This window comes from Kitasatospora sp. NBC_01539 (assembly GCF_045040525.1).
Lineage (GTDB): Bacteria > Actinomycetota > Actinomycetes > Streptomycetales > Streptomycetaceae > Kitasatospora.
In genome coordinates, this window is record NZ_CP109390.1 from 6,012,121 (window position 1) to 6,035,836 (window position 23,716).

The following is a 23,716-nucleotide window of genomic DNA, read 5'->3' on the forward strand; positions in this document are numbered from 1 at the left end:
TGCGTGCCGGTGGCTGAGGCTTGCTACGTCCGATGACGATCGATTGCCCCCGCGGGAGCCCCTGTGCGTTTCACCGACGAGCAGCTGCTGCTGGACTTCGACAAGGCCGAGCTCGCGGGCTGGGATGAGGAGAGATCGGCTTCTGCACTGAGGGATGACAGGGCCGAGTGGTACCGGAGCCAGCTGGCCGTCGCGAAGTTCCTGACAGGCTGGGCGGAGAGAATCCCAGATGGGCCTCGTGTCCCAGGCGATGAGCCTTTCATCGAGGGCTACATCCACGGAGTACGGGAAGTCACGGCAATTCTCCGGCAGGCCGATCTGATTCCCGGCGGCGTGCTCTATGAGGAATGGCTGGCCTGACCGTCCCCTGTCAGGCGGGCTCTGCGACAGTATCCACTGGGCCACTCGCTGCGGTCACTCGTCCGTCTCCTGCTCTGCGGCCTGGTTCAAGTGTCCGGCAATCGTGGTTAGTGCGCCCTGTGCGGCCTGGTTACTTACGAGAATCTCTTTGAGATGCTCAGCAATCTCTGTCAACTGGCCAACTGTCGTCTCGCGATTCATGGCTACCTGGCGCAAGGCACTAAGATCCACCACATTGATCTCCGGATCCAGCTCGCCGAAAATTCTGCTATCTCCGGTGACTGTGAATGTGTAGCGGACTGGTAGTTTTGAATTCTCATCAAGGAGCTTGTGTGAGATTCCCAAGTTAAACGCGATTCTCTTGCCAGGCGGCAAGGAGGGGATGGGGTGCGCCAGGGCCTCCGACAGTGCAAGGTCGTGCTCGCATCCGAGAGTGCCCCTCAAGGGCGGGTGCACATCGACTCTCACGTCTCTGGCAACTGTTTTCCCGATGTTCTCGATGACGACCCACAGCATCTGTGAGTGTTCGCTTCGCGGCACGATATCGACAATGATGTGCGGCTCGCTCTGCTCTCTGCGGACTTTCTTTGCAAGTCTGTATTGCCCGTAGGCGTAGACGGCCACCACGATGCTCACGATGAGCGCAAGGGCCGTACTTACGGCGACAATCCAATCGGTAGCGGAGCTCTCGGCCATCAATAGCCTCCTGGGGCTTACGACATGAGGACGTCATACCCCAGTCAACTTTCAGGCCTGCGGAAGGCTGCCGACGTTGAGCCATTTGTGTTCAAGCATGCAAGTGCCGCACCCTACGGGACGGTACGGCTGCTCGCTCCACACCCCCGTCGTCGTCCCACCAGAACCGCCCGTCGCAGGGGAGGGGCCAGCTCATGATCGACCGCTATTGCTCGGCCAGTGGTCATGATCCGTCGACAGTGCTCACGAAACTGCGTTTCCTAGACCGCGCTGGTTGGGAATCCCGCGGTCGTTCTGCAGCTGCCACAGCTCGTGGAAGAGGCCGGCCGTGTCGGCGACGAGTTCGGTGAAGGTGCCCTGCTGGATGATGCGGCCGTGGTCGAGGACCACGATGCGGTCGGCCATGGCGACGTTGGCGAGGCGGTGGCTGACCAGTACCACGGCGCGGTCACGGGCGAGAGCGCGCAAGCCGGAGAAGATCTGGTGCTCGGCACGGGGATCGAGCGCGGAGGTCGGCTCGTCCAGGACAAGCAGGCCCGCACGCCGGTAGAAGGCCCGAGCGATGGCGATCCTCTGCCACTGGCCGCCGGAGAGTTCCTGTCCGCCCCACATCTCCCGTGCGAGGAGGGTGTCCAGGCCGGCGCGCAGGTCGTCCAGGACATCGACGGCCCCGGAGGCGAGGGCGGCGGCGCGGACGGCCTGGTCGCCGCTGTGCGGTTGGCCGAGGGTGATGTTCTCGCGGGCGGACAGGGGGAAGCGCGCGTAACTCTGAGGCACGACCGCTGTTTCCTTCCATAGGGCCGCCGGGTCCAGGTCGCGGGTGTCGGTGCCGTCCCAGGTGACCGCGCCCTCGGTGGGGAGGTAGAGCCCGGCGAGGATCTTGGACAGGGTGGTCTTGCCGCTGCCGTTCTCGCCGACCAGGGCGAGCACCTCACCGCGCCGGACTTCCAGGGTGACCTTCTCCAGGGACGGGGTGTCGGAGGAGGGGTAGGTGTAGGTGAGGTTCTCTGCCCGGACGGACAGCGGGCTGCCGGGGACCTGGTCGCCGCGGTCGATCCGGTGGCCGCCGGCCTCGTCCAGGAATGTCGACCAGTCGTCCAGGTAGAGCCCGGTGCGGTATAGGTCGGCGCCGTAACCGACGATGCCGCGCAGCCCCGAGCCGGCGGCTCCGAGCGCGAAGAACGCGGTGCCCGCCGACGCCAGCGACATGTGGCCGGTGGCGAGCAGCAGGACCACGGCGCCCCACACCAGTGCGGTCGCCACGCCGGTCGCGATGGCTCCGAGCACGTACACCTTGGCGCTTCGCCAGGCGGCGTTGTTGGTGGCGGCGGTGACGCGGTCGCCGACCGTTCGGTACTTCTCCAGCAGGAACGGCGCCATGGTGCTTGAGCGGATCTGGTCGGCGGGTTCCTTGTCGACCAGGTACCAGCGCAGCAGGCTCAGCACGCGCCGGTCCTGGTGGGTTTTCACCATCGTGAGGTAGCCGATCCGAGCGGAACGCACCGAGGCGATGCCCTGCGGGAGGGCCGCGAGTACCAGGAGCGGCAGCAGCACGGGGTGGAGGACGGCCAGGACCCCGGCGGCAGCGATGAGGGAGGCGCCGGAGGCGATCATGTTCTGGGTTTCACCGATGAGATCGCGGGAGACCTCCACCCCGCGATCGGCCGCGCTGAACCGGTCGTTGTAGCCGGGGCGGTCGTAGGCGGTCAGCTCGGCGGCAGTGGCCGCGTCGAGCATCATCAGCTCGGCCTCGCGCGCGATCTTCGGGGAGATCCGGGAGGAGAGGGCGGTGACGGTGATCCCGAGCAGGGACCGGAGGCCGGCCGCCCCGGCGATGACGGCGATGGAAGGAATCGCCTGGTGGAGGCGGTCGATGATGTGGCCGGAGGCGATCAGGGCCTTGATCGTTCCGGTGGTGGCCAGCAGTCCGAAGGCGCCCAGCAGTCCGGAGATGGCCTGGCAGATCAGCAGGGCGGTGATGGCGCCGCGGTCCACTCGCCAGGCGAGACCAAGGGTGCGGCGCATCAGGCTGGGTAGCCGACGGGCCATGTTCCGGGCGGTCATGGACTCGGCGATCTCGGGGACATCGCCGCCGGGGTGCTGGAACTTCAGCTCCTCGCTCGGTGTGGTGTCGGTCGGGGTGTCGGGGGTGGTGGTGTCGGTCACGGTCACCGTCCAGTCCGGGGGGGCGTGAGGGGCGCTATCCGAGATAGCCGGGGGTGTGGAGCAGGAGGGTGGCACCCTCCGTACGGGCCTGGAGACCACGGATGAGGCGCTGCACGCCGTGCTTGTGGAGGAGGGCGGCGGCCTGGTCTGGGTGGAAGAACCCGTAGTCCGCCACCTCGTCCGGCTGTGGCCGGATCGGAATGTCGGCGGGGATGGTGCCCGCATCGAACATGAAGTGCACCGCCGGGTGGGCGTGGCCGTTCTGTGCGGGGATCGGGTCGCGCCACTCGATGACCAGCGGGTGGACCTCCAGCACGAGGCCGGTCTCCTCACGGAGTTCACGCGCGGCGCACGCGGCCGGGGTCTCGCCGTGGTCGATCATTCCGCCGGGCCAGCCCCAGGTGTCGCGGTACGGCGGTTTGAGGAGCAGAACCCGGCCAGCCGGATCAGTCACCATGACGCTTGCTCCGACGTAGGCGCGGACCATGCCGGCCAGCCAGTCGTCCTCCGAGAGGTCCGCGAGCGTCATGATCAAGGCTCCAGGCTCTTCGGTCGTACACACTGGACGGGTTCGTGCTCCGCGTACATGGTGGTGCTTGTCCGGCGGGAAGCGTCGGTGTCCGCCAGGCGGTCGAAGGTGAGCGGGTCCATGACCGTCCGCCACTGGTCGATGGTGAGGACGCGCCACTCGGTGTGCTCGGCCGGGTCCAGCACGATCGCGTCGAGCTGGGCGTCAGTGAGGGTGCCGCCGTCGAAGACGAAGCCGACCCTGCACAGAGGCCAGCCACCGCCGGCCGGCGCGAAGTTCATGCCGATCAGTCGGCACTCACCCCTGAACGCGATCCCGGTCTCCTCCTTGCATTCCCGTACCGCCGTCTCCCACGGGGTCTCGCCCTTGTCGGTGTTCCCGCCGGGCCACTGCCACGGGTCCGGGTCGATGGTGGACCGCAGCCCGAGCGGTCGGCCCCGGGTGTCGGTGAAGTACAGGCACCCGTACATCGTGGCGTTGGCGATGGTCCGGACGTACTCCTCGGGTGGGAGCCACCCGGCTGCCTTCGTTGAGTCGGCCATGGTCATGCTTCCAGGTACGCGGCGGGGCGTTCGCCACGGTGGACTTGGGTCGCGGCGAGCAGGTTCCGGGCGTTGTACTGCTCCATCACGCCGGATGCGGCGGCCTCGTCAACGTCCCACCAACGGTAGGCCAGGAGTTCTCGGGCGGGCAGCTTGATGCGTTCCACGTCGGCCGGGTCGATGGTGGCGTGGAAGGTGAGCATGTGGCAGGGGTAGGCGTAGTCGATGTGGGCGGCCTCCGGCCACAGGGCTGCGGCGGGCGTCAACCAGTTGAAGGTCAGGAGCTGGCCGACTCGGACGGGTACGCCGATTTCCTCCTCGGCCTCGCGCCGGCAGGTCGTCAGCGGGGGTTCGTTGTGCTCCGCTTTTCCTCCGGGCAGGACCCATCGGTCCGCTCTGGCGTGGTGGACGAGGAGGACACGGCCGTCGGGTTGGGCGATGTAGGCGGCTGCTGCGGCGGCGAACCGGGCACGTTCGGACATGGGTTGTTCCTCTGCGGGTTGGTGGGTCGGGTGAGTCGGTCGGGCTGCAACCTCCTTGAACGGCGAAGAGGGGGTGGTCACTTCGGCGTGACGCCGGGCTGGCCCGGAGCGATGATCCTGGCAGGGGCGTGCGTGGCCGTCGGCGCGTCGGGCCGGGAGTCACTCGATGGTGGTGTCAACGGTCTGAGGTTCTCCCCGTAGGCGGCCAGGAGTTCTCCCGTCGGGGCGGTAGAACGCGGCAAGGCGGTGCCAGCGCCGTCGCGGTTCGGCGCGGATGGCGGACCGGCCGGTGTTGGGTGGGCCGGGGGAAACCGGTGGTGGCGACCGGTGAAGTCGCCCCGCCCCTTGCCGCACGGCGCTCGGGCGCGACGGCAAGGGGAAGCCACCGGTGCCGCCGTGCCGGTCATGTCCCGACGAGCTCCCGCTGTCCGGAGGCCGGGTCGAATCCATGGGTGGAGAACGCGGGCTCGCCGACCAGATACGCCTCTACTGCGGCCTTGGAGGTCGGGAACATCGGGCTGGGCAGGACGGCGGCTGCGGGGTGCCAGCGCACGTCCAGGTGCTTGTGCGGCTCGACGTTGGTCAGCTCGCCCGTGAACTCACTGGTGGCGAAGACGAAGAGCACGAACCCGCCGAGCCCGTCCCAGCCTTCCTTGGCCTGGATCGTGTGTACCAGGCGCAGGTCGGACGGCCGGACGATGAGTCCGCTCTCCTCGCGCAGCTCCCGGGCGGCGGCGTCGGGGATCGCCTCGCCGGGGTCGACTTTCCCACCGGGGATCGTCCACGCGGGGCCCGGGGTCCAACTGCGCTGGGCGTAGTGGACAGTGGCGATCTGGTCGGTTTTCAGATCGTGGGCGATGACGCAGACTGACAGCCTGCTCGTCTCGTGCATCAGGTGCTCCTTGTCGTGGGTGGGGTGGCGGTCCTTGGGCGCGATGCGACGGCGGCCTCAGGCGTCGCGCGGGGGAAACTCCGAGAGGGCGGTCTCTCGCATGATGCGATCGACCGTGTCATGGAGGGTGCTGTCGCTGCCGATGACGGTCTCGATGCCGCCGGGCAGGACGTCGTGCTCGCGGTACCAGTCGCGCAGCTCGCGCTCGGTGACAGCTGCCTGGTATGCGGGATCGGCCTTCGAGGCGTGCCGGGTGAGCGTCTCGTCGATCGGGATGTCGAGGTAGTAGCAGCAGGAGACGCCGCGGTTGTCGTTCACCAGGTTCGCGAGCATGCCGCCGTAGTGGTCGGCGTACAGGATGCCCTCGATGACGACGTGGTAGCCGGCTTCCAGCGCGTAGCGGGCCACCGTGTCGATCAGGCCGATGTTCGCGCCGCCGGGCCGGTCGCGCTCGCGCAGCACGATCCGACGCAGATTGTCCTGCCCGACCAGGGCCAGTCCCCGGCCGAAGCGGTCCCGGATCCCCGCCGCCACTGACGACTTTCCGGACGCCGAGTTTCCTCGGAGGACAACGAGCCTGGTCTCCTCGCTTCCCACGGGCATCCGGGCAGCCGGAGGGCTCGCGGTGCTCATGCCGGCCAGCCAACGACGGACAGCAGGTGCCCGGCGGTGATCTGCGAGAGCGCGTCGGCGGTGTAGCCGACGATCGGTTCCGGAAGCTCGTCCAGCGGCCACCACCGAAGAGCAGTGCACTTGTTCGGCTCGCGGTTGGTGATCTTCCCGGTGTATGAGCGCGGTGAGAAGAAGAGCTGGAGGCGCCCTGCACCGTCGTCGGCGTCGAGGTGGTGAAGGGTGTGCACCATGCCGAGGTCCTCCTCGCGGATGGTGATGCCGAGTTCCTCCTTGGCCTCGCGGGCCATGCCGGCCAGGACGGACTCTCCCGCTTCGAGGTGACCTGCGGGAACGTGCCAGCTGCCGTCGGCGAAGGGGGTGTTGGCGCGCCGCCCGAGCAGCACCCGGCCCTCCTCGACCAGGACCAGGTGCACTCCTACAACCAGCGTGTGGGCCATCGGACTCCTTCCTTTCGAAACAGCGACGCGCAGGGCTGCGACGGCGGCCCGCACATGTCAGGCCATGACAAAGCCGCGATCAGACTGGTGATCGTTCGTCGTACGTGAGTGCGTCGGTAGATGCCCCACCATAGGCAGCCCAGCGAGGCTGCCTCGGCGTGTCGCGGCGGATACCACACGATCCAGTGAATACCGCCAACTCGTCGTACTGATAAGGCGGTTGATTGAACGGGGCAGTGTGCCACGAGCCACTGACAATCCGGCCGCGCCCAGGGCCACGGGGTGTGCTTCCGACCCTCGTCGGGCCGGTCGCGGCAGAGTTCAACACGATGGCGGTCACGCCGAAGGCGGCGCGGATGCTCCGGCGCGTCGGCAAGTGTGGAGGCCGCCGATTCGGCGGGAGCAGGTCGGGTTGCCTCGCTGCCTCCGTTCCGTTCGGCGAAGGGAGTGAGGAGCGGGTGAGGGTGGTCCGGGTGGAGGGCGGCGCCCCGGGCATCGGCGCAGGTCGTTCCCGGGGCCCGTCCGGTGGGTCAGGTCTGGGCGAAGCCGCAGGCCAGCTCGACATCGGTCACCCGTGCGTCGTGGACCCGCAGTTCGGCCTGGGCCAGGCTCGCGTAGTGGGCGACCACCTCCGGCCCGAGCAGGTCGCCGGCCAGGGTGCTCGCCTCGAACAGGCGCAGAGCCTCGCGCAGGGTGGTCGGCACCGCAGCATCGGCGTGGTCGCGGTAGCCGTCACCGGTGGTCGCCGCAGGAGGCTTGAGGCCGCCCTCGATTCCGCGCCGGGCCGCGGCCAGCACGGCGGCCAGCGCGAGGTAGGGGTTGGCGTCCGCCCCTGGCAGCCGGATCTCCAGGTGAAGCCCGCTGCCATGGCCCACTACCCGCACCGCGCAGGAGCGGTTGTCCCAACCCCACGTGAACCAGGTGGGCGCGAAGGAGTGAGGACGGTAGCGCTTGTAGGAGTTGACGTTCGGCGCGTACAGGGGTGACAGCTCGGGCAGGCCCTCCAGCAGCCCCGCCACCACCTGCCGGCCCAGCTCGGACAGCTCGCCGGGCCGCTCGCGGTCGGCGAGCACCGCCTCCTCGCCCTGCCAGAGGGAGACGTGCAGGTGCAGGCCTGAGGCGACGCGGTCGGCGGGCGCGGCCATGAATGTCGGCAGCAGGCGCATGCGTTCACCGACCGCCCGAGCGGCGTGCTTGAGCAGCACATGCTGCTCGCACGCGGCCACCGGCTCCCCGTATGGGAACGTCACCTCGACCTGTCCTGGGGCGCCTTCGGTCTTGACCGCCTCCACCGGGTGCCCGGCCCCGGCCAGGGCCGCGGTGAGCTTGGCGGTGTAGCGCACCAGCTCGCGCGGGTGGTCGAGCGCGTAGTCGCGGTTGTCGGCCGTAACCGGGCGAAGGCCTCGGAAGGCGGTGGCGGCGGCCTGGGCGAGGGTGCCCTGGTAGAGCACGAACTCCGTCTCCAGACCAGCCTTTACCGTCAGGCCCCGGCTGGCCAGCGCCTCGATCTGGCGTCGCAGTATCGCGGTCGGGGCGATGGGCACCGGCTGTTCGTCCGCGCCGATCGCGTCGGCGAAGACCATCGCGGTGCGCGGCAGCCACGGCAGCAGCCGCACCGAGCCCAGGTCCGGGGCCAGGCGCACGTCCCCGTAGCCGGCCTGCCAGCCGGTCAGCTCGAAGCCCGTCAGCGGCGTCATCTCGATGTCAGTGGCGAAGACGTACGCGCACATCTCGCCTGCCCCGTCGCCGTCGACGAGCCGGTCCAGGAAGAACTGTGCGTCGTACGCCTTGCCCTTGGCGCGGCCCTGGGCGTCGACCACCGCGAGCAGCACCGTCTGGACTCGGCCGTCGGCGACCGCGGTGCGCAGGTCCTCCAGCGCGAGCCGGCCGCGCGGCGTGGCGCGAGGGACCGTGTCCTGGCGGGTCATCACACGACCTCCTCGGCCAGCTCGGCCATCCGGGCGCTGCTGACAGCGGGCGGGGCGTAGGAGCGCCCGGCGATCCATCGCCACACGGTGGCCAGCACCAGCGCGCACGCCAGGGCGATCGGCGCGTAGTTGAATGTGTCGGAGGTGATGGGGCTGGACTGCGGCAGGCAGAACAGCACGGTCACCAGGGCTACCCACGCCACCGCTACGACCCCGATCGGGCGGCTCCAGCGGCCCAGATTCCACGGGCCGGGCGTGAAGCGGCGCCCGGCGCGCAGCCGCAGGAAGATCGGCAGCGCGTACGCCGGGGTGATGCCCAGTACGTTGATCGCGACCACCGCGTTGTACGCGGTGACCGACCACAGCGCCGGCAGCGCCAGCAGGAACGCCACCACGACCGACAGCCACACCGCCGCCACGGGCGTTCCGGTCCGCGGGGACGTGCGCCGCCACCAGCCGCTGCCCGGCAGCGCGCCGTCACGGGAGAACGCGAACACCATGCGCGAGGCAGCCGCCGTCTCCGCGTTGCCGCAGAACAGCTGGGCGACGATCACCACGAGCAGCAGCACCTTCGCCCCGCCCGTCCCGAGGGCGTCGAGGAAGATCTGCGCCGGAGGCACACCAGTTGAGGTCCCTACCGTTCCCGCGTAGTCCTTGATCGCGAAGGTGAGACCGAAGAGCAGCACGAAGCCGGCGATCCACGAGGTCCAGATCGAGCGCACGATCCCACGCGGCGCTGACAGCGCTGCCCGGGTCGTCTCCTCCGACAGGTGCGCGGAAGCGTCGTAGCCGGAGAAGGTGTACTGCGCCAGCAGCAGGCCGATCATCACGACGTACAGCGGGCTCGACCAGCCGGTCCCGTTGGACCAGTGCCCGAAGACGAAGCCCACCGACTGGTGGTGGCTCGGCACCAGGACCAGCGCGCCGACGATCACCAGCACTCCGCCGACATGCCACCACACCGAGATGCTGTTCAGGACGCTGACCAGCCGCACCCCGGCCAGGTTCAGCACCGCGTGCATCAGCAGGATCACCGTGTAGATCACCATCAGGGAGCCCGGTGTCGGGGTGAAGCCGAACTGCATGTTCAGCAGGGCCCCGGTGAACGTGGCCGCGCCGTAGTCGATCCCCGCGATCCCTCCCAGCAGACCGAGCAGGTTCAGCCAGCCCGTGTACCAGCCCCAGCCGCGCCCGCCCAGGCGGTCCGCCATGAAGTACAGCGCGCCGCTGGTCGGATAAGCCGAGGTGACCTCCGCGAGCGCCGCGCCGACCAGCATCACCATCGCCCCGACGCCGACCCAGCCCCACATCATCACCGCTGGGCCGCCGGTCACCAGCCCGAACCCGTACAGCGTCATGCACCCGGACAGCACGCTGATCACCGAGAAGGACACGGCAAAATTTCCGAACGGACCCATCCGGCGAACCAGTTGAGGCTCGTAACCCAGCTGACGCAGTAACTGCTCGTCACGAGGAACAGCAGAGCTGTGCGCGTGCGACATCGAACGACCTCCACAATCGAAAGAGAAATGGAAACAGCCCACCGGCGCTCTACACCGACCGGCTTCGGCGCTCACGCCTTGCGACACTGCGCGCGCGCCTGCACGAACTCCAGCTCCGCGCGCCCCGGATCAGCGGCGACGTGCGCCCACGGCATGCGACCCGCGTACGGGCCGATTGCCTCGAATACCCGCGCCGCCTCTGCCCGACGGCCACCGGCCCACAGCGCATGCGCCAGAACATTCAGATCGACCGCTGACCGAGGTTCCAACGCCTCGGCCTCGAACCAGTGCGACCAGGCCCGATCAGTGCGCCGGACAACCGACTCGTCCAGCCGCCACTGGCCCTTGTGCCCCGTGCGCAGTCGGCGGGCGGCCTGCAGCAGCCGGTAGTGCTCAACGTGCGCGTGGAGCGGCAGCACCAGCAGCGGCGATCCGACCGGCGCCCAACTCTCCGCCCACTGGACGAAGTGCCAGACGGCCTCCAACGGCCGAGGCCGCGAAAGCCAGAACTGCAGCATCCGCACATGCGCCTCCCGGCCGACCGGGTCACGCTGGTACGCCTCGGCCAGCAGCCCCCACGGGCCCGGTGGAAGGAAACTGCCGTACGGGGGCCCGGCCCGGTGCTCACGAACCGCGAGAGGCTGGTCTAGCTGGGCGAGAGCGATCAGGCACACCCACGGCACCGAGTCCGCGGGCGACGCCCGCGCCGCAGACCAGCACACCTCGCGCGCCTCGGCAGCCAGCACGCCGGCCCACGCGCCGTGCTGACGGCTGGCCCGCAGCGCACGCTCCACTGCCACCCGCGCCCGCATCACCACGGCGTCGAGGCTCTGCGGCTCTTCTCGGCACCACGTCGCGACCACATCCGAACCCGCCGCCACCGCAGCCAGCACCTGCGTTCGCGCCGTGCGCAGCCCAACCGCCGACCCGCTCTGAGCCAGCAGATCCCGCATGGCCATCCACCGCCCGGCCTGCACGTCCTCCACGACCGGCCGCAGCTCCTCGTCGAGACCAGCGGGATGGAATACCACCCGCGCGGTACCTGCTGCCTCACCGGCGCGCATCTCGCCCACCTCCAGCCGCCGGACGCCTCTGCGGGCCGGCTTGGACACCGCAGGCGGCACGACCGTCAGCGGTTCGCCCACTCCCGCACTCGGCACTCCACGCCGGCACCTCACCACGGGCGGCTGCCATCACGGCTGACACAAGATCCGTGACCAACTCGTCTACCCGCCTGCGCTCCGCAGCCAGGGCCGTAGCCGACTGCAGCGCCAGGTGCTGAAGCGAGCCCGGCTCCGCTCCGGCTGCCAGCGCCACCAGGTACTCAGCCAACTCGGCGCTGGCTGCGGGCGGCAGCGCGGTCGCCGCGGCCAACGCCTTCTCTAGTTCGGAGACCCTGCGGCGTGCCACCGTCGCGACCCACTGTGAGTAGGTCGCCACAAGGAGCGCGACCAGCGAGCAAGCGACCATGCCGCCCACGGCTGCGCTTTCTACCTGAGATGCCATCAGATCCTTGCTGAGGTGGCAGGAATGGAGGATGAACTGCCGGTCGGCCAGCTGGGTAGCCCTCCGATCAGGACTTGCGGCCGAGGACGCCATAACAGGAGACCTCGGCGTCGGTCAGCGCCGGGTCGATCGGGCCGTCCGGCCGCCACCGGGAGACCACTTGCAGCCCCGGCGGCGTGATCTGCAGGCCGGCGGTGATGGCCTCGATCTCGGATCGGGACCGGGTCTGGGCTGGGATGCCAGCCTTGCGGTAGAGGGCCACGACGTTCTCCCAAGCGCCAGGGTCGAAGTCGCCGGTGACGTGGGACAGCATCACGCAACTGCCGCGCGGCAGGGCCTCCACTAGCTCCGTGACCAGGGCGCGCGGATCGTCCGAATCCTCGATGAAGTGCAGGACCGCGATCAGCATCAGAGCGATGGGCCGTTCAAAGTCCAGTACGGCGCAGGCACCAGCGAGAATCTGCTGTGGGTTGCGGAGATCGGCCTTGAGAAACGCGGTTCGCCCCTTCGGCTGGCTGGTGAGCAGGGCGCGTGCGTGGGCCAGCACCATCGGGTCGTTGTCGACGTAGACGACACGGGAGGCCGGGGCCTCGGCCTGGGCAATCTCGTGGGTGTTGGGGCTGGTGGGGATCCCGGTGCCAATGTCCAGGAACTGGCGGATCCCCAGCCGTGCGAGGTACCGGACCGCGCGCTCCAGGAAGCGCCGGTTCTCGCGAGCCGTGGTCGGCAGCATGGGTGCCACCTTCAGCAGCGCCTCAGCCGCTACCCGATCGGCCGCGAAGTTGTCCTTGCCGTTGAGGTAGTAGTCGTACAGTCGGGCCGGGTGCGGCCGGTCGGTCTGCAGATCACCGGACGGCGCACCAGAGGAGTAGGACACGAGATCGCCGCCGACGGCTGTAGAGATCAGCTCGGTCGGAAAGGTGCCGACACCGAGCGGCGCGCTGTCCGACTCCGGGCGGTGGTCCTGGGTCCTGGTCATGTCTCCTCAGTCGGTCAAGGTTCAAGCGCGCATCGCGCAGTGCTAGGTGGTGCCCGCTCGATACGGAGGGGGACGCCGTATCGAGCGGGCGGTCGGGAGTTCGGGCACGCGGGCCCGGTCGGGGCACATTCGGAACGTCTTCGTACGCCAGCGCCGGACGGGTAGCGATTCCAGATTGGCTGGCCGATTACCGGTGTACGAGTAGCTGGATGCGGACATGATGGGTGTCCGCATCCGAGCTGCGGGAACGTGTCGTCCGTCCACATGACCAGCTGACGCCAGATCGCCTACACAAATGGCAGTGAGTGGAACAGAATGTGACGACTCGTCGTCGCCTCGGGTCGTGGGTGAGTAGGAAAGCAGCGGGGGTGTGATGGCCGCCAAGGCACGAGAGCTTGTCCCGGCTGGCTCGGCGCTGGCCAGACTCGGGGCAACGCTGCGCGAACTGCGGACCGCCAGAGGGTGGAGTCAGGCCAAGTTGGGCACCGCGGTCCATAGCAGTGCCGATCTGGTCCGCCGGGTCGAGGCGAGCGAGCGGTTCCCATCGCAGGAGTTCATTGCGGCCTGCGATCAGTGGCTGTTGTCTTTCCGGGCTTGAGGGCTGCGTTTCTGCTGTTCAGGAATGGGGCCGGCGGTCTCGGGGAGTGGTGACACGTGTCGTGTCGTCGCTCTGGTGGAGGTCGGGGATGCCGTCGGTCGTGGGGCTGCTGGAACAGCGTGAGCTGACCGCTCGCCGTCGTGTGGACGCGCTGCGGGAGGAGGTGGACCGTATCCAGGCCGAGCTGGTCGTGGCCGAGCGGGAGTGGAACGAGTGGATCATCGCCCGCTCCCGCGTCGGCGAGGTGCTGTCCCCGGGCGAAGGAGACACCGCCGGCCCGGACGCCGCCGAGGAGCCGTCGGATCGCGGTGAACCGCCCGCGCTGCCTGCGTCTTCGGAGGCGGCGAAGCCGAAGTCGGTGGTGCCGGTGTGGCGTGCGGGGCTGGCCCGGTCGGCACTGTCGGCGGACTACCAGCGCATCGTGCAGGTGCTCGCGGACCGGGGCCGGCTCGGCCAGGGCCCGCTGACGTGCCAGGAGATGGCCGGCTGCTTCGGTCTGGACCCGGTGCCCGCGAAGATCGAGGCGTTGCGGTCGAAGGCGAAGCGGCTGGTGGCGCGCGGGTGGCTGGCCGAGCCGGCGCCGGGCCGGTTCACGCTCGCGAAGGCCGTGGCCGGGCCAGGCGCCGGGTCATGAGCATCGTCGCCGACCAGTAGACCATCGCCTCCGCGCTGCCGGTGGACCGTTCGAAGTCCCGCACGAGGCGGCGGCTTCGCATCAGGTGGGCGAAGAACCGCTCCACGATCCAGCGTTTGGGCAGCACGACGAAGCCGCGCATGTCGTCACTGCGCTTGACGATGGCGAGGACCAGGGCGAGAACGGCCAGGCCGTACTCGACGAGGCTGCCGGTGTAGCCGCCGTCGGCCCAGACCAGCGCCAGCCGGTGGTGCGCGGCGGCGACCTGGGCGAGCAGAACCTGCGCGGCGGCGCGGTCGCCGATGTCGGCGGCGGTGACCATCACCCCCAGCAGCAGGCCGAGGGTGTCGACCACGGCGTGCCGCTTGCGGCCGTTGATCAGCTTGCCGCCGTCGAAGCCGCGGCTGTCGGCACCGACGACGGCGTCCGCCTTGACCGACTGGGAGTCGATCACGCCCGCGCTCGGCTCCGGGTCCCGCCCGGCCTGCTCGCGGACCTTGCGGCGGAGCCGGTCGTGGAACTCGCGGACCAGACCGTGGTCGCGCCAGCGGCGGAAGAAGGCGTAGACCCGGTCCCACGGCGGGAAGTCGGTCGGCATGGCCCGCCACTTCGTTCCGTTGTCGACCAGGTAGCGGATCGCGTCCAGTATCGCGCGGTGGCAATACGCCTCCGGTTGCCCGCCCCGGCCCCGCAACCAGCCCGGCACCGGCAGCAGCGGCCGCACCACCGCCCACTCCGCATCCGACATGTCCGTCGGGTAGCGGCGCGCACGCACCCCGTGGTCGGCGGCGTTCCCGAACCGGTGTGCCAGGCAGTCACACGCGAGAGTGACCGAAGTGGACCCCGCTCCCGCGATGGCGTAGAACTGCGACAACAGGGCCTCCTGGACCGCTCTTTGGCGTAGACACCCTTCGAGCTACCAAGAGGCCCTGCTTTCATGCGCGGCGACCGCCGCACTCACCCGATCGAGACTCCCGTTCGACCGGCACCCCTCAAGATCGGAACGACAACAGCCACTGACGCTTGAACACGCTCAATCATCAGGGAAGCCTCCAGCGGCGGCGTGCTCAGGCCGGCGGTGGCGACAGCGAGAGCGGCCAGCGCCGGGTGGTGGGTCGGGTTGACGCAGGGCAGCAGGAGGAAAGCGGTCGTCGCGGCGCTGGTGGCCCCGACGAGGACCCGGGTCTGCCCGTGCCGCTCCGCTCACGCGGAGGAAACCGACCGGGAAAGTCCGGCCCGTGCTCCCTGCCGCCGACGCATCGGCCGTGAATGTCAGCCCCTGGGGTTACCGTTACTCGGAGCGGCACATCACCATTCCAGTGAACGGAGTCCACAGTGTCAGACTTCAAGTTCAATTTCGATGCCGGTGCACTTGAGCGCGCTGTGAAGCAAGCGGCCAACGACGGCATCTGCAAACTCGCCGCGGACTACCAGGGGCTGCTGGACGGCCTCGTTTCATCGCATGCGGGCAAGCCGCTGGATGAGGTCAAGGCCGCTCTCCAAGCAGGCTGGCAGAGGCTCGGCGGCAACCTGACGGACCCGGAGCTGACTCAGTACGCCGAGTACATAAAGGAAGGCCGACGGATCGAGATCAGACCTCAGCAGATCTGAACCAGAGGCGCACTGGTCCATCCTCTGATTCCAGCTGACGCCTGGGCGCGCGCTGGTTACCCTGACGCGGTGATAACCACAAACGTGCTGTCGATTGCAGTGGGCGACACTCACTTGCTCCTGTTGCTCTGCTTGCTCACTACCTGGGCTGCTTCCTCCGGGACCATCCGTCCCAGTATCAAGCTGTCCAGGTCAGCGGGGGAACATCAGGAAGCCGTCCTGCTGTCCGCCTGAACACACGATCACGGACTCCATGAAACTCGGGGCAGCTCACTCCGTTGCCAGCGGGATACCGCATCGTGGGCAGCCGTTCGCGTGGTCGTCCTGGCAGACGTAGCCGATGGCACCTTCCACGCACCATTCAGCGGCCTCCTCGGACAGCAGGTCGGGTCCGGCATGGAGCAGCCGACGAAATTCCGTGGTGTCCGCAATGTCGGCCGGGCGGTTGGTGAACCACTCGTCGAACCAAGGCTCGTCCCGGTGCATGCGCCAGTGCGCATTCTCCCGGTCGTCGACAGCCGTAAGGAACCGATCAACGATGCGCCCCCAACTCGGTGCTCCGAACCAGCCGTTGTCGAAGGCGCAGAAGAATTCGATCAGGGTTCGCAGGCCGAACTCATTCTCGCGAAGGCGGTACGTTCGACCCCAATCGATCGCGCCCTGTGCCATCTCCGCGAGCTCTTCTCGCGGATCAACCTCGTGCGCCGGGTCATCAGGGTTGTGGCAGGCCAGCCCGAGCTCGAGCACGGACTGCCCGGTCGGTAGAACCCGAGACGGGTTGACGATCGCGAGACCGACAGCGATCCAGTCGACATGGTCGAACGACAGCATCGAGCGCACGATCCGGGTGGTTGCCGCGTTGATCCGCATCATCGTGCCGTCGTGCAGCGGACTCTTCCCGGCATGCCAGTTCTCGACGGGTGTGTTGCGCCACAGGGCGAGCGTGATCCGGGTGGCGGCGAGCCACAGCAGCGCGTCGTCGTCAAGGTGCCCGCACCGGTCGGCACACTCCTGGGCGCCGTAGCGGATCAACTCTCGCGGGTTCGGCCGTGTGTGACTGTCAGACCCTTCAGGCACGTACTCGTAGTCGCCGGCGTACTCGTCGAGGATCTCGCTCAACTCGGCTGCGCTGTCAGCCTCGCTGTACTCGGAGCCGTCCGGCCCCTCGAGGGTGTACATGTCGTGGTCCCACGAGACATACACGTCGCCCCAGAGCACGACATCAGCGCACTCGATGGCGTTATCCGTCACAACCGGCCTGATGATGATCGGCGCAGTACGCCCGTCGGTTCGCTCGTCGTCCTTCTTGGCCGCCCATGCGGTGATGACCCCGAGCGGCTTCGGAAGGAGAGGGCCGACCTTGGTGATGCTGAACGGCTCGTCGTTGTCATCGGTGTCGAACCGGCTGTTGACGAACGCGACCGCCTCGGAGGGCGTGCTGACGATGGACTGGGTACCACTCTCGTTGTCGACCACTCGCCACCACGCGCTGTTCTTCACGATGTTCTCCGATCGCGGTGAGTGCACCCGGGGCGGGTACGATGCGCCGGGTCGCTCGGCACTGACTCCAATTATGGGCTGATCAACCCGTCCGTAGTCCCGCAGGCGCTTGGCGGCGACGACGCTTGGAACGTTCGCGTGCAACCTACTTATCGTGACCGCGGCGACACGGCCGAGATCACGCAAAGTGCAACGGCGTGTCCGCGCAACCTGCGCTGCACGTCAACAGGAACTGTAGGGTCTCAGACCGCCTGGCACAGTCTCAGTCGGTGGGGGGTCTGCACTGATCAGCCGAAGTGTCAACTCGCCATATAGTTGACGATGCTGGCGACGGCTGGACCGCGCCGGTCGGCAGACCGGCGGTCATCAACGCGATCGGTTGCTCAACTCGAACGATCAGCCCGTAAGACTACCGGAAGCACCGGCCTGCTACCGCTTCTCCGATCCGCTCCCATCTCCTCATCAGTCGGTCCACCTCGGCGAGGGTGAAGATCGTCGCACTCCAGCGAGAGCTACTGGGGAGGTGAACCTTGACATTGAAGGACATCGTCAGCCGTATCGAGCGGGCAGTGAAGGTGGGTGAGTGGGTGGAACGGATGGTTACCGATGCAGGTTCGTCACGCCCCGGGCCGCGTTGCAGCCTGCTGGACAGCCTGAGGAAATGACACCGATCTGAGAGGGCATAGGGGCGGTGCCTATTGCTGGTCAGGACTGGCTGCGGGAGGGGGAGCGGCTGGTCGGCCGTGCACGCGCTGATGGCGTGGCGGAGCCCGGGTGGACTGGGCGCTGCAGCCGGCTTCGGGCCAGGGCCGCGTCGATTCGCACCGAGGGCGCAGGATCTGCCGCAGTCGGCACGGGAGCGGCAGGGGGATCGTCGGCCGCGGTCCGCCAGCGGGACCTGACCTCGTCGAGCGGGCCCAGGGCATGCAGGGCGTGACCGATGACCCGACCGGGCGCCAGCGCCTCGTCCTCGACCAGGACCCTGATCGCGCTGGCGGAGGCGGCGGCCGTTCGCGTCAGCGAGGAACGCATGATCTGCTCACCGAGGAACTCGGCCGAGCCGACGCCGAGACCCTCGCAGATGCCGTGCACCTGCTCGTCGGTGAGCGTGCCCTCCGCCAGCAGGCCGCGCCGTTGGGCCTCCCAGAGCACGGTGAGCTGGTCGACCGGTTCGCCGCGATGGTGCAGCGCCCAGGCAGCGGTAGAGCTGGCCGTGGCCGGACTCGGCGAAGTCGCCGGGCCGCAGCCAGCCGACGACCTCGCTCATCGCCGCAGGCTGGTTCACCAGTATGGAGAGCAGGAACTGCTCGTCCTGGAGCGCCTGCTCTGTGGCAGCTGGAACGGGTACGGCCTCGGCCATCCGCGAACCGGCGGGTGCGACGGGGCGGGGCTCCGTTCCCCAGCGGCGGGCGAGGTCGGCGAGCACGCCGGCCAGGACGTCGGCCTGGTGGAGCGCGCCGTCGACCTCTCCCTGGAGGGCGTCGGCGCGGGCGGCCTTGTGCAGGCGTACGGCGTGCTCGGTCACCGTGCGGTGGATCGCGCCCTCCAGCACCATCCGTCCGTACATCGCGGCGTGCCCGGGGCGGGGGCAGGCCGCGATCAGCGTGTGCGCGTAACTCGGGCTCAGGCCACGGATGTTGCGGCCCGCCTTGGCCACGGTGTCGGTCACCCACTCCAGCGGGACGTTGCCCTTGGCGTCCAGTACGGGCTGGCCGGCGCGGTGCAGCTCGCATCGCGTCGAACAGCGCCCGGTGGGCGGGCCGGTAGAAGTGGCCCGGTTCGAGCCAGGCCAGCGAGGCGAGTTGACCGGGGTCGAGCAGGACGGCGCCGAGCACCGACTGCTCAGCCCGCAGCAGCGGCTTCACCGCTCGCTCCGGGCGGCGCGCAGCTCGGCGACGGCCTGGTCGGCGGCGGCCATCGCGGCGGCGAAGCGGTCCAGCTCGCCGGTGAAGACCGGGTCGGTGGACAGGATCGCTCCGCTGCCGGTGACCAGCCACCACTGGCCGCCCCGACGGACGACCGGCGATCCGGCCAGGCGCTCCGAGCGGGGAACGGGCGATGTGGGGTTCTTCGAGGACATCGGGTACTCCGGAAAAGTGGTGTAGGGGAGGGGAGTTCAGGCGATGAGGTCGAATCCGTCAGCCACCGGGGAGCCGGAGCGGCAGGCCCAGGGCGAGCAGCCGTCCGGGTCGCCGGCCTCCAGCTCGGCGTCCGCGATGGCGTCGAAGATGTCGCCCTGGCGCCCGGACCACTCGTGGGCGGTGACCCGGTCGATCGGCGCCTGGTCGAGCGGGCGGCGGGAGCGGTGCAGATACGCCTGGCCGAGCAGCGGGGTGCCCTGCGCGGTCGCCCGCGCGTTGCCCTTGCGGATCGCCGCGTCGAACTCCACGACGTCCTGCCACTCCTCGGGCGAGCCGTCGCGCAGCTGCCGCCACTGGGAGTTGCCGTGGTACGGACAACCAAGACACGCACTCTTCGGGGTCGAACCAAAGCCCCGCGAGCGCAGCAACCGCACGCAGTCCGAGCGGGAGAAACCCAGCTCGATCAGCGGGAAGCGGTTCCTCATGTAGGCGACGTCGGCGTCCTTGGCCCGGTGGACCTCGTCCGTGCTGATGCCGATCCACTGCTCGACGAAGACCCCGGCGGGAACGCGCTGCGGGTGCGGGTGGCCGAGCAGCCGGCGGACCTGCTCCTTGATCGGCCGGATCTTGTACTGGCCCGTGCACTGCCTACGTGAAAGCCCTTCGGTGCCTTGGGGGTTGAGGATGTGCAGCGGCATCGAAGCGAACCGCTTGGAGGGGTCGAGGGCGTCGTCGCGGATGTTGCCGGAGGACACCCGCAGGATCGGGATGCCGGCGGGCTTCGCGATCTCCCACTCGATCCGGTCAAGGTGGGCGTAGACGGAGCGGGGCTCCCAGCCCGTGTCGGCGAAGATCGCCACGTCCAGGCCGGGGAGATGGCCCTCGGCGGCCAGGAGCAGAAGACAGGTCGACTGGACCCCCGCGCCTAGCGACAGCGAGCGCAGCCGCGGGGCGCTCACGACGCGAGCCCGAAGTCGTCGCGGCCGGCGGTCTTGGCGATGGCCCGCTCGGTGATCGCCCGCGTGGCCAGGACCGAAGCCGGGCCGATCTCCTTCGCGGAAGGCTCCTTGAACCAGGGCCGAAGCTCGAGCATCGCGGCCCGCAGGCCGGTCGCGAACAGGAGCGCCTGGCCCTTGGGGAGGGCGCGGATGGCGTCCGGGGGCAGAATCCGCTCGGTGCGCATCGACACGGACGTGGACTTGCCGCCGTCGCTGGTGGAGACGGAGGTGGTCTGCACGTCGTGGTCGCCGATCAGGCGCGACAGCTTGTCCGCGAAGTCGCTGTCGTCGATGCCACTGCCGATGATCTTGACGGTGGCGGCACTCCACAGCGAGTCCATGCCGGCCACGCCCCAGCACTTCTGTCCCTGCCGGTAGGACTGCAGGATCGTCATCGGGATCACGCCCCGGCTGCCCAGGTGCGAGTACAGGTCCGGGAGATCGCTGATCCGGCAGACGTTGGCGGCCTCGTCCAGGACGCACAGCGCGGGCGGGTCGAGCCGACCGCCGGAGCGCTCGGCGACGATGACCGCCGCGCGCATCACCGCGTCGGCCGCAGCCGCGATGATCGCCCCGGCGTTGCCGCCGCCGTCCTTGCTGAGCAGGTACAGGGTGTCGCGGGAGGTCGCGAAGTCGGCGGGCTTGAACTCGGGCAGGCCAGGCGTGGGGGTGACCCAGGCGGCGATCTCCGGATCCAGCAGGCAGCTCGCGTACTGCCGCGCGGTCTCGTAGATGCCGTCACGGGTTTCCGTCGCGCCGGACACCGTGCCCTGGAGCTGGGCGGCGACCGCGTGGTGGCCCGCGTCGGTCAGCAGGTCCACCGGGGTGCGGTCCGCCGGGGAGGCAAGCCAGGCGAGGACGTCGGTGATCGGTCGCCGGAAGGCGGCTGCGGCCAGGAAGAGCGCGCCGAGGGTGTTGCTCGCGGCGGTGCTCCAGAAGTCGCTGCCGTTGGACTCGTCCACGCTGGCCGCGGCGAAGTGCCCGGCCAGGCGCTTGGCGCCGGCGAGATCGCGGGCGTCGGCCAGGATGTCCCACCACATCTCGCGCGGGTGGTGCGCGATCTGCTGCGGGTCGAGCGTCCAGATGGTGCCGACCTTCGCGCGCGGGCCGACCGTTGCGGTGAACGCGTCGTTGGCCGCCTTGTTACTGGTCAGCAGCACGGGCCCGGGGGCGGAGAGGATGGCGGGGATCGCCAGGCCGGACGTCTTGCCACTGCGCGGGGCCATGATCGCGACGAACACGTCCTCCCAGGAGCCGCGGACTTCCGCCCGGCCGGGCGAGAGGGTGCCGACGAGGATGCCCCGGTCGGCCGGCGCGATCTCCTTGGGCTTCCGGCCGGACAGGCTCGGCCGCAGGCTCTTCGCCTTGGCGGTGATCTCCTTGTCCAGCAGTGGAGCGAGATCGGCCTTGCTGGCAAGCCCGTTCCGCGCTCCGCCGCGCCATCGCAGCACCACGCCGAGCGCGATTCCGGCGAGGAGGGCAGTGAGCAGGCCCGGGATGATCCTCGCCCCGATCTGCAGGGTGGTCGGCGCGAGGTGCGGCCACAGGACGTGCGGGTGCAGGAGGGCGTCGACCGGCTTGAACGCAGTCCAGGGACCGATGCCGACGAGGGAGTTGGTGAGGTTGCCGGTCAGCCAGGCGAAGGAGCCGAAGGCGAGGGCGGCGCCGAGGAGGCCGAAGAGGAGGTAGAGGAGCGCGTCGGTGCCGGTGGTGGTTGACGGCGCGCTGGTGCGCGGAGCGGGCATGGGAGTTCCAGGGGTTGGCGAGCGGGCGGAGGGGCGGGGCGCGCTCGGCTCTGCTGCGGATCACGGGCCAGCTCCTTTGCTGGTCGAGGGAGAGGGAACGTTTCAGCGCTTGCGCTGCTGGGGCGCCGTGAGGGCCGGTGCGGCAGCGGCGGTGGGCGGTTGGGAAGTGGCGTTGGACTGTGCGGCGGCCGGGGAGGTCTGCCGTGCGGCGGCGAGCCGCTGCCCGTCGGGCCGGACGATGGTGTCGCTGCAGATGTAGCCGACGACCAACTGCTGCTCGATGGCGACCTGGTGCAGGGAGTCGTTCAGAAGGCCGGCTGCACCGGACGCGGCGAGAGGTTGGTCGGCGCGGGGCTGATTCGGCTGGAGGCCGTAGGAGGCGGGGTTGCCGGCGTCGAGTGGGGCGGTGAAGCCGAACGGGCGAAGGGTGCGGTCGATGAGCCCTGGGGCGTCGGTGCGGGCGTCGGCCCGGATCTGGCCGTCGGCACTGCGGTAGATCTCGACATCGGTGCCGCGGTCGTCTGCGAGGTTTCCCATCGGATGCTCCTTGAGATGGTTTCGGTCAGAAGTGGGGGTTCTCCACGGGCCGGTCCTGCTCCGTCGCTGCCTCCAGCAGCTCGGTCAGGTCTGCGGGCTCGGAGGCGCGCTGGTCGATCCACCAGCCGGCGCGGGTGATGGTGCGGGCAGGGTCCTCGATCCCCTCCCACTCGGCCTCGGTCATCTCGCCCTCGAGTACGAGTGCGGTGTAGGCGGCGGACAGGATCTGGTGCCGGCACCGCACGCCCCAGGCGACGGCGCGGTCGGTGCCCTCCAGCGGCGGCATGCGGTACTGCTCGGACCAGGCGTCCGATTCGGCCTGTTCCTCGGCACGCTTAGCCGCCAGCCAGGCGGCCTTGTCCTGCTCGTCGCCCTCCTTTGAGGCGCGCCAGCAGTCGGTGCACTCCTGCTTGGCGAGCCACTCGGCGTAGCCGGCGCGCCGGTCGGCCGGGCGACTGGAAAGGTCGCGCTCGGTCTCGTGCCCGCAGGAGTGGGTGATCTTCCAGATCTTCTTCACGGCCATGGGGACTGTTCCTTGGGGGAGTTGGGGTCAGTGCTTGCGGGCGAAGGCAATGCGCGGGTCCACGGGACGCGCGGGGGGTGCGGGGGTAATGGGCTCGGCGATCGGCGCCCTGCCCGGCACCCCGTTTCGGGCCGGACTCGCTGCGAGGGCCGCAGCGTTGAGCGGGAATCGGTGGGTGGTGAAGCCCTGGCCGCTCTCGCGCCGCAGCGCTGCTTCCGGCGCCAGCTGGCGGCGAGTGGCGGCCTCAGCGAGCTGCGGCTGGACGGCTACCTGAAGGTCACCCGCCCGCTGCATCGCCGCCGTGGCGCGGGCGAGCTTGCCGAACGCCTCACCGCGCTCGGTGGCGGCGGGCAGGGTGTAGACGTCCAGCTCGTGGCAGAAGCTCCAGCCGTGCGCTTCGAGGATCGCTCCGCCGCGCTCAACAGCGTTGACGGTGTCGGCGGTGGCAGCGATGACGCCGAGCATCGAGTGCTCGGCGAACGCGACGTCCGGCTCGGAGCGCCCGTTCACCAGCCAGCGGGTGGAGGCCGGCTCCGGGTCGAAGCCGTCATCGGCCCGCACGGTGTAGCCGGCAGTTCGGAGCATGTCCACAGCGGTGGTAGCGCGGACCTGGCCGTCGCGGTGCTGGTCGGTCAGGGCGTACATGACCTTGCTACCGGGGACACGCTCGAATCCGAGGCGTTCCAGCGTCCAGTCAGCGCCAGCGAGTTGGCGCGGATTGGCAGCGCAGATCCCCAGTTCGGGGTCGCGGCCGATGGCGATATCCGGTTGGAAGCGGGCGTGGTCGAGCTCAGGGTCGCGCATGGCAGGTCCATTCGAGGGGCGGGGGATTGGGGT

General features: G+C 69.3%; 25 protein-coding genes and 1 pseudogene. 4 read left to right on the forward strand and 22 right to left on the reverse strand.

The genetic code is table 11. The features are described from left to right. Nucleotides 1–63: 63 nt before the first annotated feature. Nucleotides 64–360, forward strand: a complete 297-nt coding sequence (locus tag OG335_RS26035; protein ID WP_405013534.1) for a hypothetical protein — start codon at nt 64–66, stop codon at nt 358–360. A gap of 54 nt (nt 361–414) precedes the next feature. Here the strand turns inward: OG335_RS26035 and OG335_RS26040 are convergent, their stop codons facing one another. The 12 genes from OG335_RS26040 to OG335_RS26095 form a co-directional block, all read right to left on the reverse strand. Continuing rightward, nucleotides 415–1,056: a hypothetical protein gene (locus OG335_RS26040; protein ID WP_405013535.1), complete on the reverse strand. Its 642-nt coding sequence runs from the start codon at nt 1,054–1,056 to the stop codon at nt 415–417. Nucleotides 1,057–1,299: 243 nt separating this feature from the next. Then, nucleotides 1,300–3,222: an ABC transporter ATP-binding protein gene (locus tag OG335_RS26045; protein ID WP_405013536.1), complete on the reverse strand. Its 1,923-nt coding sequence runs from the start codon at nt 3,220–3,222 to the stop codon at nt 1,300–1,302. 34 nt (nt 3,223–3,256) lie between these two features. Further along, nucleotides 3,257–3,751: an NUDIX domain-containing protein gene (locus tag OG335_RS26050; RefSeq protein ID WP_405013537.1), complete on the reverse strand. Its 495-nt coding sequence runs from the start codon at nt 3,749–3,751 to the stop codon at nt 3,257–3,259. A gap of 2 nt (nt 3,752–3,753) precedes the next feature. Beyond that, nucleotides 3,754–4,293 (reverse strand): NUDIX domain-containing protein, encoded by a 540-nt coding sequence (locus tag OG335_RS26055; protein ID WP_405013538.1) that lies wholly within the window; start codon nt 4,291–4,293, stop codon nt 3,754–3,756. Between the two features lie 2 nt (nt 4,294–4,295). Then, a complete protein-coding gene (locus OG335_RS26060) occupies nt 4,296–4,775 on the reverse strand; it encodes an NUDIX domain-containing protein (RefSeq protein ID WP_405013539.1) in 480 nt (159 codons plus the stop codon). Between the two features lie 403 nt (nt 4,776–5,178). Then, nucleotides 5,179–5,667 carry an NUDIX domain-containing protein gene (locus OG335_RS26065; protein WP_405013540.1) on the reverse strand — a complete coding sequence of 163 codons (489 nt, stop codon included), beginning with the start codon at nt 5,665–5,667 and terminating at the stop codon, nt 5,179–5,181. Nucleotides 5,668–5,724: 57 nt separating this feature from the next. After that, a complete protein-coding gene (locus OG335_RS26070) occupies nt 5,725–6,270 on the reverse strand; it encodes an AAA family ATPase (protein WP_405015529.1) in 546 nt (181 codons plus the stop codon). Nucleotides 6,271–6,296: 26 nt separating this feature from the next. Next, nucleotides 6,297–6,737 (reverse strand): NUDIX domain-containing protein, encoded by a 441-nt coding sequence (locus OG335_RS26075; protein WP_405013541.1) that lies wholly within the window; start codon nt 6,735–6,737, stop codon nt 6,297–6,299. A gap of 530 nt (nt 6,738–7,267) precedes the next feature. Beyond that, nucleotides 7,268–8,665 (reverse strand): glutamine synthetase family protein, encoded by a 1,398-nt coding sequence (locus OG335_RS26080; RefSeq protein ID WP_405013542.1) that lies wholly within the window; start codon nt 8,663–8,665, stop codon nt 7,268–7,270. Then, a complete protein-coding gene (locus OG335_RS26085; RefSeq protein WP_405013543.1) occupies nt 8,665–10,167 on the reverse strand; it encodes an amino acid permease in 1,503 nt (500 codons plus the stop codon). Before OG335_RS26085 ends, OG335_RS26080 begins: the two co-directional genes overlap by 1 nt. Nucleotides 10,168–10,238: 71 nt before the next feature. Beyond that, nucleotides 10,239–11,312, reverse strand: coding sequence for a hypothetical protein (locus tag OG335_RS26090; protein WP_405013544.1), 1,074 nt, complete (start codon nt 11,310–11,312; stop codon nt 10,239–10,241). A gap of 428 nt (nt 11,313–11,740) precedes the next feature. After that, nucleotides 11,741–12,652, reverse strand: a complete 912-nt coding sequence (locus OG335_RS26095) for an SAM-dependent methyltransferase (protein ID WP_405013545.1) — start codon at nt 12,650–12,652, stop codon at nt 11,741–11,743. Between the two features lie 373 nt (nt 12,653–13,025). On the opposite strand from OG335_RS26095, the gene OG335_RS26100 reads away from it, so the two are divergent. Next, nucleotides 13,026–13,250: a multiprotein-bridging factor 1 family protein gene (locus OG335_RS26100; protein WP_405013546.1), complete on the forward strand. Its 225-nt coding sequence runs from the start codon at nt 13,026–13,028 to the stop codon at nt 13,248–13,250. 88 nt (nt 13,251–13,338) lie between these two features. Further along, nucleotides 13,339–13,884, forward strand: a complete 546-nt coding sequence (locus OG335_RS26105) for a hypothetical protein (protein ID WP_405013547.1) — start codon at nt 13,339–13,341, stop codon at nt 13,882–13,884. On the opposite strand, the gene OG335_RS26110 is transcribed toward OG335_RS26105, so the two are convergent. Further along, on the reverse strand, nt 13,841–14,632 hold the full coding sequence (locus tag OG335_RS26110) for an IS5 family transposase (RefSeq protein ID WP_405013548.1): 792 nt from the start codon (nt 14,630–14,632) through the stop codon (nt 13,841–13,843). The two genes, OG335_RS26105 and OG335_RS26110, sit on opposite strands and share 44 nt — an antisense overlap. A gap of 587 nt (nt 14,633–15,219) precedes the next feature. On the opposite strand from OG335_RS26110, the gene OG335_RS26115 reads away from it, so the two are divergent. Beyond that, entirely contained in the window at nt 15,220–15,495 is a 276-nt protein-coding gene (locus OG335_RS26115) for a hypothetical protein (RefSeq protein ID WP_405013549.1), read from the forward strand. Nucleotides 15,496–15,765: 270 nt separating this feature from the next. Here the strand turns inward: OG335_RS26115 and OG335_RS26120 are convergent, their stop codons facing one another. From OG335_RS26120 to OG335_RS26160, 9 genes and pseudogenes are all read right to left on the reverse strand, one after another. After that, nucleotides 15,766–16,995, reverse strand: a complete 1,230-nt coding sequence (locus OG335_RS26120; RefSeq protein WP_405013550.1) for a hypothetical protein — start codon at nt 16,993–16,995, stop codon at nt 15,766–15,768. Nucleotides 16,996–18,034: 1,039 nt separating this feature from the next. After that, nucleotides 18,035–18,664: a DnaB-like helicase N-terminal domain-containing protein gene (locus tag OG335_RS26125; RefSeq protein ID WP_405013551.1), complete on the reverse strand. Its 630-nt coding sequence runs from the start codon at nt 18,662–18,664 to the stop codon at nt 18,035–18,037. A gap of 115 nt (nt 18,665–18,779) precedes the next feature. Continuing rightward, nucleotides 18,780–18,860 (reverse strand): annotated as a pseudogene (locus OG335_RS26130) (hypothetical protein); the annotation flags it as partial. Further along, a complete protein-coding gene (locus tag OG335_RS26135; protein WP_405013552.1) occupies nt 18,857–19,075 on the reverse strand; it encodes a hypothetical protein in 219 nt (72 codons plus the stop codon). The pseudogene OG335_RS26130 and the gene OG335_RS26135, both read right to left, overlap by 4 nt. A 36-nt stretch (nt 19,076–19,111) precedes the next feature. Continuing rightward, the gene (locus OG335_RS26140) at nt 19,112–20,035 is read right to left on the reverse strand and encodes a hypothetical protein (RefSeq protein ID WP_405013553.1); all 924 of its coding nucleotides are present in this window, start codon (nt 20,033–20,035) and stop codon (nt 19,112–19,114) included. After that, complete coding sequence (locus tag OG335_RS26145; RefSeq protein WP_405013554.1) at nt 20,032–21,819, reverse strand: type IV secretory system conjugative DNA transfer family protein; 1,788 nt, start codon at nt 21,817–21,819, stop codon at nt 20,032–20,034. Before OG335_RS26145 ends, OG335_RS26140 begins: the two co-directional genes overlap by 4 nt. A gap of 102 nt (nt 21,820–21,921) precedes the next feature. Further along, the gene (locus OG335_RS26150) at nt 21,922–22,356 is read right to left on the reverse strand and encodes a hypothetical protein (protein WP_405013555.1); all 435 of its coding nucleotides are present in this window, start codon (nt 22,354–22,356) and stop codon (nt 21,922–21,924) included. Between the two features lie 25 nt (nt 22,357–22,381). Then, entirely contained in the window at nt 22,382–22,879 is a 498-nt protein-coding gene (locus tag OG335_RS26155; protein WP_405013556.1) for a hypothetical protein, read from the reverse strand. Between the two features lie 27 nt (nt 22,880–22,906). Next, on the reverse strand, nt 22,907–23,683 hold the full coding sequence (locus OG335_RS26160; protein ID WP_405013557.1) for a hypothetical protein: 777 nt from the start codon (nt 23,681–23,683) through the stop codon (nt 22,907–22,909). Between the last annotated feature and the right edge of the window lie 33 nt (nt 23,684–23,716).

Coding starts and splice junctions, on each gene's coding strand:
- OG335_RS26145 (WP_405013554.1), bottom strand. CDS start 21,819: ATGCCCGCTCCGCGCACCAGCGCGCCGTCAACCACCACCGGCACCGAC.
- OG335_RS26160 (WP_405013557.1), bottom strand. CDS start 23,683: ATGCGCGACCCTGAGCTCGACCACGCCCGCTTCCAACCGGATATCGCC.
- OG335_RS26075 (WP_405013541.1), bottom strand. CDS start 6,737: ATGGCCCACACGCTGGTTGTAGGAGTGCACCTGGTCCTGGTCGAGGAG.
- OG335_RS26135 (WP_405013552.1), bottom strand. CDS start 19,075: ATGTCCTCGAAGAACCCCACATCGCCCGTTCCCCGCTCGGAGCGCCTG.
- OG335_RS26095 (WP_405013545.1), bottom strand. CDS start 12,652: ATGACCAGGACCCAGGACCACCGCCCGGAGTCGGACAGCGCGCCGCTC.
- OG335_RS26065 (WP_405013540.1), bottom strand. CDS start 5,667: ATGCACGAGACGAGCAGGCTGTCAGTCTGCGTCATCGCCCACGATCTG.
- OG335_RS26080 (WP_405013542.1), bottom strand. CDS start 8,665: ATGACCCGCCAGGACACGGTCCCTCGCGCCACGCCGCGCGGCCGGCTC.
- OG335_RS26050 (WP_405013537.1), bottom strand. CDS start 3,751: ATGACGCTCGCGGACCTCTCGGAGGACGACTGGCTGGCCGGCATGGTC.
- OG335_RS26055 (WP_405013538.1), bottom strand. CDS start 4,293: ATGGCCGACTCAACGAAGGCAGCCGGGTGGCTCCCACCCGAGGAGTAC.
- OG335_RS26150 (WP_405013555.1), bottom strand. CDS start 22,356: ATGGGAAACCTCGCAGACGACCGCGGCACCGATGTCGAGATCTACCGC.
- OG335_RS26040 (WP_405013535.1), bottom strand. CDS start 1,056: ATGGCCGAGAGCTCCGCTACCGATTGGATTGTCGCCGTAAGTACGGCC.
- OG335_RS26085 (WP_405013543.1), bottom strand. CDS start 10,167: ATGTCGCACGCGCACAGCTCTGCTGTTCCTCGTGACGAGCAGTTACTG.
- OG335_RS26070 (WP_405015529.1), bottom strand. CDS start 6,270: ATGCCCGTGGGAAGCGAGGAGACCAGGCTCGTTGTCCTCCGAGGAAAC.
- OG335_RS26110 (WP_405013548.1), bottom strand. CDS start 14,632: ATGTCGGATGCGGAGTGGGCGGTGGTGCGGCCGCTGCTGCCGGTGCCG.
- OG335_RS26100 (WP_405013546.1), top strand. CDS start 13,026: ATGGCCGCCAAGGCACGAGAGCTTGTCCCGGCTGGCTCGGCGCTGGCC.
- OG335_RS26060 (WP_405013539.1), bottom strand. CDS start 4,775: ATGTCCGAACGTGCCCGGTTCGCCGCCGCAGCAGCCGCCTACATCGCC.
- OG335_RS26155 (WP_405013556.1), bottom strand. CDS start 22,879: ATGGCCGTGAAGAAGATCTGGAAGATCACCCACTCCTGCGGGCACGAG.
- OG335_RS26105 (WP_405013547.1), top strand. CDS start 13,339: ATGCCGTCGGTCGTGGGGCTGCTGGAACAGCGTGAGCTGACCGCTCGC.